Source organism: Nocardioides agri (assembly GCF_013778305.1).
Taxonomy (GTDB): domain Bacteria; phylum Actinomycetota; class Actinomycetes; order Propionibacteriales; family Nocardioidaceae; genus Nocardioides; species Nocardioides agri.
On the sequence record NZ_JACEIC010000002.1, the window covers coordinates 2,310,923 to 2,324,758 of the forward strand.

Below are 13,836 nucleotides of genomic sequence, written 5' to 3' on the forward strand. Positions count from 1 at the left end.
ACAACGGCCGGGTCTCTTCGTCGGGGTCTTCTCAGTCCGTCGGCAGCGGAGCCCGGCTGACCGGGCAGCTCATGCACCGCGGCCCGCCCCGGCCCGACCCGAGCTCGGAGCCGGCGATCCGGACCACCTCGATGCCGGCGTCCTCGAGCCGCGCGTTGGTCTCGACGTTGCGCTCGTAGGCGACCGCGAGTCGCGGGGCGAGGGCGAGCGTGTTGTTGCCGTCGTCCCACTGCTCCCGCTCGGCCGTGACCGGGTCCAGGCCGGTGTCGATCTGGTGCAGCGTGTCGATCTCCATCGCCTTCGCGGCCGCGACCAGGAACGGCTCGGCGTCCGCCACGCGCAGCGCCCCCTCGCCGTCGGGGGTCACGGCGTACGCGCGGAGGGAGTCGGCGACGTTGGGGTACATCACGATCTTGTCGGCGTCGACCATGGTGCACACCGTGTCGAGGTGCATGGTGGCGCGCTCCTGCGTGATCGGCACGGCGAGCACCGTGTGCGCCAGGTCGGCGTGGAAGGCCTGCCGGGCGAACCGCTCGACGCCGGCGGGGGTGCTGCGCTCGCCGACGCCGACGGCGATGACGCCCGGCGCGAGCAGCAGCACGTCGCCGCCCTCGACGTGCTCGTGCTGCCACCCGTGCAGCGTGCGGGTGCCGGCGAAGCGCGGGTGCTCGGTGTAGATCAGCTCGGTCAGCTGGGTCTCGCGGCGCCGGGCCGGCATCGCCAGCGACGTGACCGCGACCCGGTCGCGCACCCAGACCGAGGAGTCGCGGGTGAAGAGCAGGTTGGGCAGCGGGTCGATGAGGAAGTCGTCGCTGGCCAGCAGGGAGGTGACCAGGCCCTGGCCGCCCGTGACCTCGTCGTTGCGGATGCCCGCCGTGAGGTAGCCCGTGAGCTCCTCGGGCGCGGCGCCGTGCAGGAAGCGGGCCAGGTGCTGGCGCAGCGTGTCGCCGAGGTGCAGCCCGGCCAGCGCGGTCGTGATCGCCCGGTTGCGGGCGTCGGGATCCTGCAGCGTCTCGGTCAGGAGCTCGGTCAGGTAGAGCACCTCGACGCCGCGGTCGCGCAGTGCCTGGGCGAAGGCGTCGTGCTCCTCCTGCGCGCGCGCCACCCACGGGATGCCGTCGAACAGCAGCCGGTCGTTGTTGCGCGGAGTGAGTCGCTTGAGCTCGTTGCCGGGACGGTGGAGCAGGACGGTCTGGAGACGGCCGACCTCGCTGTCGGCGCCGTGGGTGGTCATGGGCCGAACTCTAGACGCGTCAGGCCAGCAGGTCGTACGCCGTGAACGCGGCCAGCGCCAGGCACACCGCGGCGCCGACGTAGTGCAGCACGTGCAGCTTCACGAAGCGCTGCAGTTGGCGGCCGGCGATCACCGCGAGCCCGCTGACGACCAGCAGCGCGGCGAGCGCGCCGACGAACACCGCGGCCGGCTCCTCGTACTTCGCGACCAGCGAGATCGTGAGCAGCTGGGAGAGGTCGCCCCACTCCGCGGCGAAGAGCACGAGGAAGCTCGCGATCACCGCCTGCAGCCCGTGGACGTCCTTGGTCTCGATCTCGCTGCCCTCGTTGGCCTGGTGGCTGCGGCCCTCGCGGATCAGGATGATCGCGCCCGCGAGGAACATCACCCCGGCCGCCGCGTGCACGACGTCGTCGGGCAGGAACGAGACCGCGTGGCCGAGCAGCACCGCGACGGTGGTCTGCACCGCGAAGGCGGCGCCGACGCCGATCCAGACGAGGATCGGTCGGTACTTCGTCGCCAGCACGAGCGTCGCGAGGAAGGTCTTGTCAGGGAGCTCGACCACGAAGATGGCGAGGAAGGTCAGGCCGATGACGACAGGATCCACTTAGAGGTACTTCCGAGCGAGTGCGGTTGCTTGGGCGAGCACGTCCGCGACCGGACGGCCGAGCGCGGCCGCCGCACGGGCGACGTCGTCGTACTCCGGTTGCGCGTTGACCACCACGCCGTCGTGGCGGGCCAGCTTGACGGCCACTGCTCGACCGTCGACGTCGACCTGCACCATCTCACGGTGGAGCGCGTGCTTGGTCAGCGGCTGCTCGCGCAGCCCGATGGTGCTCGTCTGCCGGAAGATCGCGGCCCGCACCGCAGGTGCGTTGCTCGCATCGACCAGAGCCGCGAGCGTGTGGGCCGGGCGGCCCTTCTTCATGAGGATCGGGGTCAGCCAGGCGTCGGACGCGCCCGCCTCGAGGAGTGCCGCGATCACCGCGGGCCACACCCGCGGGTCGAGGTCGTCGACGTTGCACTCCAGCAGCAGGGGGGCGCCTCCGGACGCGGCCGCCTCGCCGACGAAGACGCGCAGCACGTTGGCGTGCCCGTCAGGGTCGCGGCCGCCCGCGCCGACACCGATGCTCCTGACGGTCATGGCGGGCTGCGCGCCGTACGCCGTGGCCAGCGTCGTCAGCAGCGCGGCGCCGGTCGGCGTGCACAGCTCCTGGGCGACCGGGCCGGCGAACGTCGGCACGCCGCGCAGCAGCTCGGCCACCGCCGGCGGCGGGACGGGCAGCGTGCCGTGCTGGGTCTGCACGGTGCCCGAGCCGACCGCGACGGGGGAGACGGTGACGTCGGTGGCGCCGAGGTGCGCGAACCCCGCGGCCACCCCGACGACGTCGGCGATCGCGTCCAGGGCGCCGACCTCGTGGAAGTGCACCTCGTCGGGCGGTACGCCGTGCACGGCGGCCTCGGCGACGGCGAGCCGCTCGAACACGGCGAGCGCCGTGCCGGCGAGCATCGGCCGGATGTCGCGCCAGGTGCGGTGGTGGTGGGACTCGGCGGCGTCGACGTGCACGCGGGTGGCGGCCAGCCCGCCCCGGCGTACCTCCTCGACGCGGAGCGCGACCGGCTCAGGCGCGACCGCGTCGATCGCCCGCTGCATCACCTCGACCGGCACGCCGGCGCCCGCCAGGGCGCCGAGCAGCATGTCGCCGCTCGCGCCCGAGGACGCGTCGATCCAGACCGCGGTCATCGGGGCACGCTCTGGCGGGCGACCCGCGCAGCGTGCACGCCCGCGCCGTACCCGTTGTCGATGTTGACGACCGTGACGCCGGGCGCGCAGGAGTTGAGCATCGCCAGCAGGGCGGCGACGCCGCCGAGGGAGGCGCCGTAGCCGACGCTGGTGGGCACGGCGACGATCGGCACGCCGACCAGCCCGCCGACCACGGACGGCAGCGCGCCCTCCATGCCGGCGACCACGACGAGGCAGTCGGCCGCGGCCAGCCGGTCGCGGACGCCGAGCAGCCGGTGCAGGCCCGCGACCCCGACGTCGTCGACGCGGTCGACCCCGGCGCCGTGGACCGCGATGGTCAGGGCGGCCTCGGCGGCGACCGGTGCGTCGGAGGTGCCGGCGGCGACGACCGCGACGGTGCCGTGCGGGGTCGGCAGCGGGCCGAGGGTGGCCGCACGGGCGACCAGGTCGATGGCGGCGTCCGGCAGTGCCCGGCTCACGACGTCGAGGGACTCGGTGCTCAGGCGGGTGGCGAGCACCGCCCGCTCCGGGTGCTTCTCGTGCAGCGCGCGGAGGATCGCGACGACCTGGTCGGGGGTCTTGCCGGCGCCGTAGACGACCTCGGGGTCGCCGGTGCGTGCCGCGCGGTCGACGTCGACGCGCGCGAAGCCGAGGTCGGTGATCTTGGGGTCCTGCTGCTCCACGAGAGGAACCTACTCGGCCGGCCCGAGCACCCGTTGCCACTGTCGGTGGCCGGGTGTTGTGTGGAGTCATGCCGAAGCTCGAGAAGTACGCGCAGGGCACGCCCAGCTACGCAGAGCTGGTCACGCCCGACCAGCAGAGTGCCAAGGCGTTCTACGCCTCCCTGTTCGGCTGGGAGCTGGAGGACGTCCCGATGGGTGACATGGGCATCTACGTCACGGTGAGCAAGGACGGCGCCGCGGTCGCCGGGATCAGCGGGCCGATGCCCGGCATGGAGGACCACCCCGCGTGGTGGGGCGTCTACCTCACCGTCGACGACGTCGACGCGGTCACGGCGAAGGTCGCCGCCGCGGGAGGCCGGGTCGACGCCGAGCCCTTCGACGTGTTCGACATGGGTCGGATGTCGTCGATCGCCGACCCGACGGGGGCGCGCGTCAACCTCTGGCAGCCCGGCACCTCGATCGGGACCGAGCTCGCCAACGAGCCGGGCACCCCGATCTGGAACGAGGTGCTGACCACCGACGTCGACCGGGCCACCGCCTTCTACGCCGACGTGCTCGGCGTCAGCTGGGAGGCGATGGGGGTGGAGGGTGCTCCGCCCTACACCTGCCTGATGGTGGAGGGCCGTCCGGTCGGCGGCGCGATGGCGCTCGGCCCGGAGATGGAGGGGGTGCCGCCGCACTGGAACGTCTACTTCAACGTCGAGTCCACCGACGACACCGTCGCCAGGGCGACCGAGCTCGGCGGCACCGTGGTGGCGCCCGCGTTCGACGTGCCGACGGTGGGCCGGTTGGCGGTCCTGGCGGACCCGCAGGGCGGGATGTTCTGCCTGATGCAGAACCCCGACTGACCTAGGACACCTCGGCGCGGAAGGGATCCGCCGGGTAGACGCCGAGGATCTTGACGTCGGTGGTGAAGAACGCGAGCTCCTCGAGCGCGTTCTTCAGCCCGACGTCGTCGGGGTGCCCGTCGACCTCGGCGAGGAACTGGGTGGCGGTGAACTCCCCGCCGACCATGTAGCTCTCGAGCTTGGTCATGTTCACGCCGTTGGTCGCGAAGCCCCCGAGCGCCTTGTAGAGCGCGGCCGGCAGGTTGCGCACGTTGAAGATGAAGCTGGTGACGACCGGGCCGTTGCCGGCCGGCGCCTCGACGAGGTCGCGGGAGAGCACCACGAACCGCGTCGTGTTGTGGTCCTCGTCCTCGACGTCCTCCTGGAGGATCTCGAGCCCGTAGATCCGGGCCGCCAGCGGCGGCGAGATCGACGCCTGCGTCGGGTCCTTCAGCTCGGCCACCTCCCGGGCCGAGCCGGCGGTGTCGCCGGAGATGACCGGCCGCAGGCCGTGCTCGCGGATCACCTTGCGGCACTGGCCCAGGGCGTGCACGTGGCTGTGCACGGTCCGCACCTGGTCGATCGTCGTCCCCGGCACCGCCATCAGGCAGAACCTGATCCGCAGGAAGTGCTCGGCGATGATGTGCAGCCCCGAGTCCGGCAGGAAGTGGTGGATGTCCGCCACCCGGCCCGCGATCGAGTTGTCGATCGGGATCATCGCCAGGTCCGCGTCGCCGTTCTCCACGGCCGCGAAGACGTCCTCGAACGACGCGCAGGGCAGCGCCTCCCAGTCGGGGTAGTGCTCCATGCACACCTGGTGGGAGTTCGCGCCGGGTTCGCCCTGGTAGGCGATGCGTCGAGTCACGCCCGACATGCTGTCACGCGGGGGTGGGCAGTCGGTCGGCGTGACCGCCGACCGAAATGCCGGGTGGCGCGGCGCCTCGCCGCCGAGCCTCCAGGTCACCGCCTCGGCCGGGTTCGCGACCTAGGCTCGCGACGTGGAGTACCTGTCCCTCGTCGCCCTGGCCCTGTCCGCTGTCGCGCTCGTGCTGACGCTGCAGGCGCGGCGTACGACGGCATTGCGCGGCGGCAGCGTCGACGCGGTGCCCGAGGACGTGCACGGGCTGCGGCAGGAGGTCGCGGCGCTGCGCCGGGAGGGTGCGGACGCGCTCCGCCACCTCGCCGTGGTCCGCTACGACGCCTTCGACGACATGGGCGGCCACCTCTCGTGGTCGGTGGCCCTGCTCGACGACGCCGGCGACGGCGTGGTGCTGACCTCGATCCACGGCCGCAGCGATGCGCGCACCTACGCGAAGTCGGTGACCGGCTGGGTCAGCGAGCAGCAGCTGTCGCCGCAGGAGGCCGAGGCGATCCAGCGCGCCAAGCCGTGAGGCTCGCTAGGGTCCGCGCATGAACCCGTTCCGGTGGATGGCGATCACGCTCGGCGCGCAGCCCTGGCTGCCCCGCTACGCGGGCCTCATCGTCGGCACGGACAAGCTGCTGCAGCGGCTCACCCGCGGGCGGGTCACGATCATGATGGCGACCGGCCTGCACGAGCTGGTGCTCCAGGTGCCGGGCCGGACGACCGGCATCCCGCGCTCGACCCCGCTGCTGACGGTCCCGCACGGCGACGGCTGGCTGATCGTCGGCTCCAACTGGGGCGCGCCCCAGCCGCCCGCCTGGGCGGCCAACCTCCGCGCGGCCGACGACCCGATGATCACCTACAAGGGCAGGACGATGGCGGTGGTCGCCCGCGAGCTCTCCGGCCCGGAGCGCGACGAGAAGTGGGCGGTCGCCGTCGACGGCTGGCCCAACTACGCCCGGTACGCCGAGCGCACCGACCGCGAGCTGCCGCTCTTCTGGCTCACTCCTCGCTGACGCCGACTCGGCGCGTCTTGCCCGCTGTCTCCACAGGCTGCCGCGGAGGAACGAGCAAGACGCGCCGACTCGAGCCCACCGGGCGGGCAAGACGCGCCGAGTCGGCCTAGCGCGGCACGCGCACGAGCAGCCGCCCGTGCACGCAGGTCATCCGCAACTCCTTGCCGGGGCCGATGGAGTCGCCGTCGAGCTGGCGGGGGGTCTCGGTGCTGGCACGGACCACGACCGTGCGGCCGGTCATCCTGTTGACCAGCTCGTCGGTGCGGGGCCGGCGGGCCAGCACCCGGTAGGCGAGCGGGATCCAGGACAGGAACTTGCGCGGGTGCAGCATCACGACGTCCAGCACGCCGTCGTCGATGGCCGCGTCGGGGAGCAGCGGCATGCCGGCCTGGAGGAAGCCGACGTTGCCGACGACCACGGTGCGCGCCCGGTGCTTGGTGAACTCGCCGTCGTCGACGGAGATCTCGAGACGGACGGCGGGGAACATCAGCGACTTGAGCGCCGAGAGCACGTAGGCGAGCCAGCCGACCTTCTTCTTGATGTCCTCGTTGACGCCCTCCATGATCGCGGCGTCGAAGCCCATGCCCGCCATCACCATGAAGTGGGTGTCCTCGAACCCGTCGCCGGAGACGTCGACGAGGTCGATCGCCCGGTCCTGGCCGGTGAGCGCCACGTCGATCGCGGCCCGCAGGTAGAGCGGGATGTCGAGGTTGCGGGCGAGCAGGTTGCCGGTGCCCGCCGGGATGATCCCGACCGGGATGCCGGTGCCGGCGAGCTCCGCGCACACCTCGCGCACCGTGCCGTCACCGCCGCAGACCAGCACCAGGTCGGCGCCCGCGACCGACGCGGCCTCGGCCATGCCGGTGCCGGGGTCCTCGACGGTCGTGTAGTGCCACGAGGGCGTCGACCAGCCGGCCTCCGCGGCCATCGAGGTCACGATCGACTTGAACTGCTCGAGGTCCTCGACCTTGATCGGGTTCACGATCACCGCGAGCCGCTTCTCGGAGACGAACACCTCCGGCAGCGGCTCGATCCGCTCGGCGTGGCTGTGCGGCAGCGGGTTGTAGACAGCGATCGCGAGCAGCACCACGCCGGCGCCCAGCAGCACCCCGGCCACCACGTCGCTGGGGTAGTGCCGGCCGAGCAGCACCCGGTCGAGGCAGACGACAGCGATCACGAGCACGATGCCGGCGTACGCGACCCGGCGCAGGCTCTTGCGGCGCACCAGCATCCCGACCAGCACCATCACCACGCCGCCGAGCGCGGTGACGCCGGACGCGTGCCCGGAGGGGTACGCCGGGGTCGTGAGCAGCGCGTCGAGGCTCTGCCAGTCCGGCCGGTCCCGGCCGACGAGCGCCTTGAGCAGCAGCGTGAGCAGCGGGGTCACGATCATCACGCCGGCGGTGAAGTACGCCGCCCGGCGGTGCTTGCGGAAGAGCAGGACCACCAGCACGAGCGTGTAGACCGCCATCGCGACCGTGCCGAAGGCGATCTCGACCAGCCGCAGCGCGTGGTGCAGCCAGTCGACGTCGGTCGCCCAGTAGCGGTGCCCCTCGCTGCGGTGGTCGAGGTCGTAGAGCGGCTGCCACTCCGTCACGACCGCGACGGTCAGCAGCGCGAACAGCCCGAAGCAGGCGGCGGCGCCGCCGAGGACGACGGCGCGGGGTCGGTCGAGCACGCTCCGAAGTATGCCGGGCGGCCCCACCGTCCCCAGCGACCGCTATCTCGCGCGCGTGGTCCCGCTCACCCCGGATAGCCTTCACGTGTGATCGATCCCCGCATCCTCCGTGAAGACCCCGACCGCGTCCGGGCCGCCCAGGCCAAGCGCGGCCTGTCCGACGAGGTCGTGGACCGGGCGCTGTCCGCCGACCGGGCCCGGCGCGCGGCGATCGCGGCGTACGAGGAGAGGCGCGCGGAGCAGAAGCAGCTCGGCAAGCAGGTCGCCCAGGCGCAGGGCGACGAGAAGCAGGAGCTGCTGGCCCGCACCAAGGCGCTGGCCGCGGAGGTCAAGGAGCTCGAGGCCGCGCAGGGCGCGGCCGACCAGGCCTGGCACGACGCCCTGATGAGCATCCCCAACCTCGCGGCCGACGAGGCACCGGCCGGCGGCGAGGACGACTTCGTCGTGCTCGAGACGATCGGCACGCCGCGTGACTTCGCCGCCGAGGGCTTCGAGCCGCGCGACCACGTCGAGCTCGGCCGTCTCCTCGGTGCCATCGACCTCGACCGCGGCGCGAAGGTGTCGGGCGCGCGCTTCTACTTCCTCACCGGCGTCGGCGCGGAGCTCGAGTTCGCGCTCGTCAACCTCGCCAACGAGACGGCCCGCGAGCACGGCTTCACCCAGGTCGTCGCGCCGTCGATGGTCAAGCCGCGGGCGATGGAGGGCACCGGATTCCTCGGCCAGGCGGCCGACGACGTCTACCGGATCGAGGGCCAGGACATGTACCTCGTCGGCACCTCCGAGGTGCCGATGGCGGCCTACCACTCCGACGAGATCCTCGACGGCGCCTCGCTGCCGCTGCGCTACGCCGCGTTCAGCCCGTGCTTCCGCAAGGAGGCCGGCTCGCACGGCAAGGACACCAAGGGCATCATCCGCGTCCACTGGTTCGACAAGGTCGAGATGTTCGTCTACACCACGACCGAGGAGTCCTACGCCGAGCACCAGCGGCTGCTCGAGATCGAGAAGTCCTTCCTCGACAAGCTCGAGCTCGCCTACCAGGTCATCGACACCGCGGCCGGCGACCTCGGCCTGTCGGCGCAGCGGAAGTTCGACTGCGAGGCGTGGATCCCCACGCAGGGCAAGTACCGCGAGCTCACCTCGACCTCCAACTGCACCGAGTTCCAGACCCGCCGCCTCGACACCCGGGGCCGCTTCGGCCAGGACATCAAGCCGGTCGCGACGCTCAACGGCACGCTCTGCGCGATCCCGCGGGCCATCGTCGCGATCCTCGAGACCCACCAGCAGGCCGACGGCTCGGTGCGGGTCCCGAAGGCGCTGCAGAAGTGGCTCGGCCGCGAGGTCCTGGAGCCCGTCGCGACGTGACGACTCCTCCCGGCTGGCGACCCCGTCTGGTCGCCCTCGACATCGACGGCACGATCCTGAAGTGGGTCGAGGGCGCCGGCATGACCCACGAGGAGGTCGCGCCGGCCGTCCAGGCCGCCGTACGACGTGCGCTCGACGCCGGCGCCCACGTGGTGCTCGCCAGCGGCCGCTCGCCGCACGGCATGACCCGGGTGGCCGACCTGCTCGAGCTGCACGACCCCGACGGCCCGGGCGACGAGCGGCTGTGGATCGTGGCGTCCAACGGCGCGGTGGTCTTCCGCTACCCGCCGATCGAGGTCGTGCACGAGGAGAAGTTCGACGCGCGGCCGGCGGTCGAGGCGATCCTCGCGCGGCAGCCCAACGCGATCGTGGCGGTCGAGGAGCGGGGCGTCGGCTACAAGGTCAGCCGCGCGTTCCCCGAGGGTGAGCTCTCCGGCGACATGATCGTCACCGAGGTCGAGGACCTGCTCGCCCACGACGTCAGCCGCGTGATCATCCGCGACCCCGACGCCACCGCCGACGAGTTCGTCGCGTTGGCCGAGGAGCTCGGCCTGCACGGCACCAACTACGTCGTCGGCTGGACCGCCTGGCTCGACCTCGCGCCGGTCGGGGTGTCCAAGGCGTCCGGACTCGAGCACGTCGCCCGCCAGCTCGGCATCGACGCGGCCGACGCCCTCGCGGTCGGCGACGGCCGCAACGACCTCGAGATGTTCGAGTGGGCCGGCCGCTCGGTCGCGATGGGCCAGGCCATCCAGGAGGTCATCGACGCGGCCGACGACGTCACCGGCAGCGTCTACGAGGACGGGCTGGCCACCGAGCTCGACCGCTGGTTCGCATGACGCTGCCCGCGATGGTCACGACCGAGCGGCTGCGGCTGCCGTTGTGGACCGCCGACGACGTCGCGGCGATCCGCGCCGGCGACCGCCGCGACGGCTGGCACGCCGACTACCCGCGCCCCGACGACCGCGACGTCGCCACGATCTGGCACGACGGCGACCCGTGGGGGCCGCGGCACGTCGTCCGCGGCGTGACCGCGCTCGGCTCGATCGGCTTCTTCGGCCCGCCCGAACCGGCCGGTGACGGGGTGCCCGAGGTCGAGGTCGGCTACGGGCTGGTCGCCGAGGCGCGCGGCTACGGCTTCGCCACCGAGGCGCTCCAGGGCCTGCTCGCCGAGGCCGACCGGGCCGGCGTGCGGGTCCGGGCCAGCGTCGAGCCCACCAACGCCGCCAGCATCCGGGTGCTCGCCAAGTGCGGCTTCACCGAGCTCCGCGGCGCCAACGAGGACGGCGAGCTCGTCATGGCCCGTCCGCTGTGACCCCGAAGCTGGTCGCCACCGACCTCGACGGCACGCTGGTGCGCAGCGACGGCAGCGTCTCGCCCTACACCGCCGAGGTGCTGGCGCAGGTCGAGGCCCTGGGTGTGCCGGTCGTCTTCGTGACCGGGCGCCCGCTGCGGTGGACCGAGGAGGTCTTCGAGCACGTCGGCGAGCACGGCCTCGCGATCGTCTCCAACGGCGCGCTGGTCTGGGACGTCGCGCGGCACCGGCCGCAGCTCGAGCGGCCCATCGACGTGGCGCTCGGGCTCGAGGCCTGCGGTCTGCTGCGGACGGCGCTGCCGGGCACGACGTACGCCGTGGAGACGCTGGACGGCATCGGCCTGGAGCCGGAGTTCGTGGAGCGGCACCGGGTGCCGGAGGGCGCCCGGCGGGCACCGGTCGAGGAGCTGTTCGACCAGCCCGCGCTCAAGCTGCTCGCGCGGCACGAGCAGCTCGCGCCGCAGGAGTTCTGGGACCTCGCCGAGGAGGCGCTCGGTGGCCGGCTGGTCATCACCTGGTCGTCGGCCACGTCGCTGCTCGAGATCAGCGCGCCGGGGGTGACCAAGGCGTCGACGCTCGCGCTGCTGTGCGCCGACCTCGGGCTGGGGGCTGCCGACGTGCTGGCGTTCGGCGACATGCCCAACGACCTGCCGATGCTGGCCTGGGCCGGCACGGCGTACGCGATGGCGAACGCGCATCCCACCGTGCTCGAGGTCGCCCACCACGTCGCGCCGCCCAACGACGAGGACGGCGTGGCGCGGGTGCTGGCTGGTGTGTTCGACCTGTGATCTGTTGAATGGGCGCCGTGTCCGGGACCCGACGACTTCTCGCTGCCCTGCTGCTGAGCGCCCCTGTGCTGGGCGTCGTGGTGGCCACGGGCGCTCCGGCGACCGCCGCGTGCCCGCCGGTGTCCACCCTGGAGGACCGTGCCGCGGCGGCCGCGGACGTCTTCACCGGCACCGTCGCGGACGCCTCGGAGTCCGGGAGCACCAGGACCTACACGGTCACGGTCGGGCAGGTCTACAAGGGCTCGGTCGCCACCGAGCAGGTGTCCGTCACGACCGACACCCGGCCGCGGGCGTGCGGACTGCCGACGCTCGCCCCCGGCGACGAGTACGTCTTCTTCGTCCAGGAGAGCGGCGACGAGCTCACCACCGGGCGGCGCACCGGCAGCTGGCCGGCCACCGACGCGTACATCGCGCGCGTCGAGGCGGTCCTGGGCAGCGGCCACCCCGCCGTACCCCCGCCCCCGCCGCCGGCCGAGGCCGTCACCTTCGAGACCGTCGCCGACCCGCCCGCTGAGCTGTCCCGCGTCGCCGCGCCGGGCCTCGCGCTGATCCTCGTCGGCGTGCTCGGGCTGGTGCTGGCGTCGGTCCGCGGCCGCCGTCGGGGTTGAGGTCGGCTCGGTCGGAATCACCGGTGCACCGGTGAAACTGTCACTTCTCGGCCGTTGCAACGCCTGAGAAGTGACAGGAGAGCCTGAGGAGTCAGAGGTACATGCCGCCCGAGTCGCCCGGCGTCGGCCCCGGACCCGGACCCGGACCCTGACCCGGCCCCGGCTGGCCCGGTACGCCGCCCGGCACCTGACCCGCGCCCGGCGGCAGCGCCCGGCGGATCTGCTCGAACTGGGCCTTGGCCGCCACCTGCTGGGCGTAGACGGCGGTCTGGATGCCGTGGAAGAGGCCCTCCAGCCAGCCGACCAGCTGCGCCTGCGCGATCCGGAGCTCGGCGTCCGTGGGCGTGGCGTCCTCGGTGAACGGCAGCGAGAGCCGCTCCAGCTCCTCGACGAGCTCGGGGGCCAGACCGGCCTCGAGCTCCTTGATCGAGGCCTGGTGGACCTCCTTGAGCCGCACCCGGCTCGCCTCGTCCAGCGGCGCCGAGCGCACCTCCTCGAGCAGCTGACGGATCATGGTGCCGATCCGCATGACCTTCGCGGGCTGCTCGATCTGGTCGAGGATGCTCTGGGTGCTCTCGCCGTCGTCCTCGGCGGCCGGGTCGCTGCCGTCCGTCGCGGCGCCGGGTACGGCGGCGATCGGTCGGCCATCGGGTCCGATGACGAGGACCTGCTGCTCGGGCTGCTCGGAGTCCTGCTCGCTCATGGCGCCACCGTATCCGGGGGGCGGTCGACTGATGCGGCGATCAGACGGTGAGCAGGATCTTGCCCGTGTGCTCGCCTGACTCCATCAGCTCGTGCGCGGCGCGCGCGTCCGCCAGCGGGAAGGTGCCGTGCACGATCGGCTGCACCAGTCCCTCGGCGACCAGCGGCCAGACGTGCTCGACGACGGAGGCGCAGATCGCCGACTTCTCCTCGGTCGGCCGGCCGCGGAGGTTGGTCGCGATCACCGCCCCGCGCTTGCGCAGCAGCTTGTTGATGTCGAGCTCGGCCTTGGTCCCGCCCTGCATGCCGATGATGACGAGCCGCCCCTCGGTGGCGAGGGCGTCGATGTTGCGGTCGAGGTACGCCGCGCCCATGTTGTCGAGCACGACGTCGGCCCCGGCGCCGTCGGTGGCCTCGCGCACGGCGGCGACGAAGTCCTCCTCGCGGTAGTTGACGGTGACGTCGGCGCCCAGCGCCGTACAGGCGGCGAGCTTGTCGGCGGTCCCACCGGTGGTGACCACCTTCGCGCCCAGCCGGTGGGCGAGCTGGATCGCGAACGACCCGATGCCGCCGGCACCCCCGTGCACCAGCAGCGTCTCCCGCGGCTGGAGGCCGGCGACCATGAAGACGTTGGACCACACGGTGGCCGCCACCTCCGGCAGCGCCGCGGCGGTCACCAGGTCGACGCCGTCGGGCAGGGGCATCAGCTGCCCGGCCGGTACGGCGACCCGCTCGGCGTACCCGCCCCCGGCCAGCAGCGCGCACGCGAGGTCGCCGACCTGCCAGCCCTCGACGCCGGCACCGACCGCGGCGACCGTGCCGCTGCACTCCATGCCGATGACGTCCGAGGCGCCAGGCGGCGGCGGGTAGAAGCCCTGCCGCTGGAGCAGGTCGGCCCGGTTGAGCCCGGCCGCGGCGACGTCGAGCACCACCTCGCCGGGTCCGGCCTCGACGTCGGGCAGGTCGGTGATGGTCAGGACCTCGGGGGCCCCGGGCTCGGTGGCGATGACGGCGCGCATG

The 13,836-nt window shown here is 72.9% G+C and carries 16 protein-coding genes; 8 read left to right on the plus strand and 8 right to left on the minus strand.

Annotated features, from left to right (window positions below; all coding sequences use genetic code 11):
- Nucleotides 1–31 precede the first annotated feature (31 nt).
- From HZF07_RS15690 to larB, 4 genes are read right to left on the minus strand one after another with little or no spacing between them, the layout of a single operon-like run.
- Complete coding sequence (locus HZF07_RS15690) at nt 32–1,234, minus strand: arginine deiminase (RefSeq protein WP_157342856.1); 1,203 nt, start codon at nt 1,232–1,234, stop codon at nt 32–34.
- Nucleotides 1,235–1,253: 19 nt separating this feature from the next.
- Nucleotides 1,254–1,838, minus strand: coding sequence for a TMEM165/GDT1 family protein (locus HZF07_RS15695; RefSeq protein ID WP_181645257.1), 585 nt, complete (start codon nt 1,836–1,838; stop codon nt 1,254–1,256).
- A complete protein-coding gene (gene larC / locus HZF07_RS15700; protein ID WP_157342858.1) occupies nt 1,839–2,975 on the minus strand; it encodes a nickel pincer cofactor biosynthesis protein LarC in 1,137 nt (378 codons plus the stop codon).
- Nucleotides 2,972–3,658, minus strand: a complete 687-nt coding sequence (gene larB / locus HZF07_RS15705) for a nickel pincer cofactor biosynthesis protein LarB (protein WP_309504782.1) — start codon at nt 3,656–3,658, stop codon at nt 2,972–2,974. Before larB ends, larC begins: the two co-directional genes overlap by 4 nt.
- Nucleotides 3,659–3,726: 68 nt before the next feature.
- On the opposite strand from larB, the gene HZF07_RS15710 reads away from it, so the two are divergent.
- Nucleotides 3,727–4,506 (plus strand): VOC family protein, encoded by a 780-nt coding sequence (locus HZF07_RS15710; RefSeq protein ID WP_157342860.1) that lies wholly within the window; start codon nt 3,727–3,729, stop codon nt 4,504–4,506.
- Nucleotide 4,507: 1 nt separating this feature from the next.
- Here the strand turns inward: HZF07_RS15710 and HZF07_RS15715 are convergent, their stop codons facing one another.
- Entirely contained in the window at nt 4,508–5,359 is an 852-nt protein-coding gene (locus HZF07_RS15715; protein ID WP_157342862.1) for a prephenate dehydratase, read from the minus strand.
- A 124-nt stretch (nt 5,360–5,483) separates the two neighbouring features.
- Here HZF07_RS15715 and HZF07_RS15720 point away from each other — a divergent pair, with 124 nt between their 5' ends.
- Nucleotides 5,484–5,876, plus strand: a complete 393-nt coding sequence (locus tag HZF07_RS15720) for a DUF4446 family protein (protein WP_181645258.1) — start codon at nt 5,484–5,486, stop codon at nt 5,874–5,876.
- Between the two features lie 19 nt (nt 5,877–5,895).
- On the plus strand, nt 5,896–6,363 hold the full coding sequence (locus tag HZF07_RS15725; RefSeq protein ID WP_157342864.1) for a nitroreductase family deazaflavin-dependent oxidoreductase: 468 nt from the start codon (nt 5,896–5,898) through the stop codon (nt 6,361–6,363).
- Between the two features lie 106 nt (nt 6,364–6,469).
- Here the strand turns inward: HZF07_RS15725 and HZF07_RS15730 are convergent, their stop codons facing one another.
- Nucleotides 6,470–8,041: a diacylglycerol kinase family protein gene (locus HZF07_RS15730; protein WP_309504784.1), complete on the minus strand. Its 1,572-nt coding sequence runs from the start codon at nt 8,039–8,041 to the stop codon at nt 6,470–6,472.
- An 87-nt stretch (nt 8,042–8,128) separates the two neighbouring features.
- On the opposite strand from HZF07_RS15730, the gene serS reads away from it, so the two are divergent.
- From serS to HZF07_RS15755, 5 genes are read left to right on the plus strand one after another with little or no spacing between them, the layout of a single operon-like run.
- Complete coding sequence (serS, locus tag HZF07_RS15735) at nt 8,129–9,403, plus strand: serine--tRNA ligase (protein WP_181645259.1); 1,275 nt, start codon at nt 8,129–8,131, stop codon at nt 9,401–9,403.
- Nucleotides 9,400–10,242, plus strand: a complete 843-nt coding sequence (locus HZF07_RS15740) for an HAD family hydrolase (RefSeq protein ID WP_181645260.1) — start codon at nt 9,400–9,402, stop codon at nt 10,240–10,242. Before serS ends, HZF07_RS15740 begins: the two co-directional genes overlap by 4 nt.
- Nucleotides 10,239–10,718, plus strand: coding sequence for a GNAT family N-acetyltransferase (locus HZF07_RS15745; protein WP_157342866.1), 480 nt, complete (start codon nt 10,239–10,241; stop codon nt 10,716–10,718). The genes HZF07_RS15740 and HZF07_RS15745 overlap by 4 nt, the downstream gene beginning before the upstream one ends.
- A complete protein-coding gene (locus HZF07_RS15750) occupies nt 10,715–11,506 on the plus strand; it encodes an HAD family hydrolase (protein ID WP_181645261.1) in 792 nt (263 codons plus the stop codon). The genes HZF07_RS15745 and HZF07_RS15750 overlap by 4 nt, the downstream gene beginning before the upstream one ends.
- A gap of 17 nt (nt 11,507–11,523) precedes the next feature.
- On the plus strand, nt 11,524–12,114 hold the full coding sequence (locus HZF07_RS15755) for a hypothetical protein (RefSeq protein WP_157342868.1): 591 nt from the start codon (nt 11,524–11,526) through the stop codon (nt 12,112–12,114).
- Between the two features lie 91 nt (nt 12,115–12,205).
- Here HZF07_RS15755 and HZF07_RS15760 read toward each other — a convergent pair whose 3' ends face one another.
- Together HZF07_RS15760 and HZF07_RS15765 are read right to left on the minus strand one after the other, a co-directional pair.
- A complete protein-coding gene (locus HZF07_RS15760; protein ID WP_157342869.1) occupies nt 12,206–12,817 on the minus strand; it encodes a bacterial proteasome activator family protein in 612 nt (203 codons plus the stop codon).
- A gap of 40 nt (nt 12,818–12,857) precedes the next feature.
- Nucleotides 12,858–13,835: an NAD(P)H-quinone oxidoreductase gene (locus HZF07_RS15765; RefSeq protein WP_157342871.1), complete on the minus strand. Its 978-nt coding sequence runs from the start codon at nt 13,833–13,835 to the stop codon at nt 12,858–12,860.
- Between the last annotated feature and the right edge of the window lies 1 nt (nt 13,836).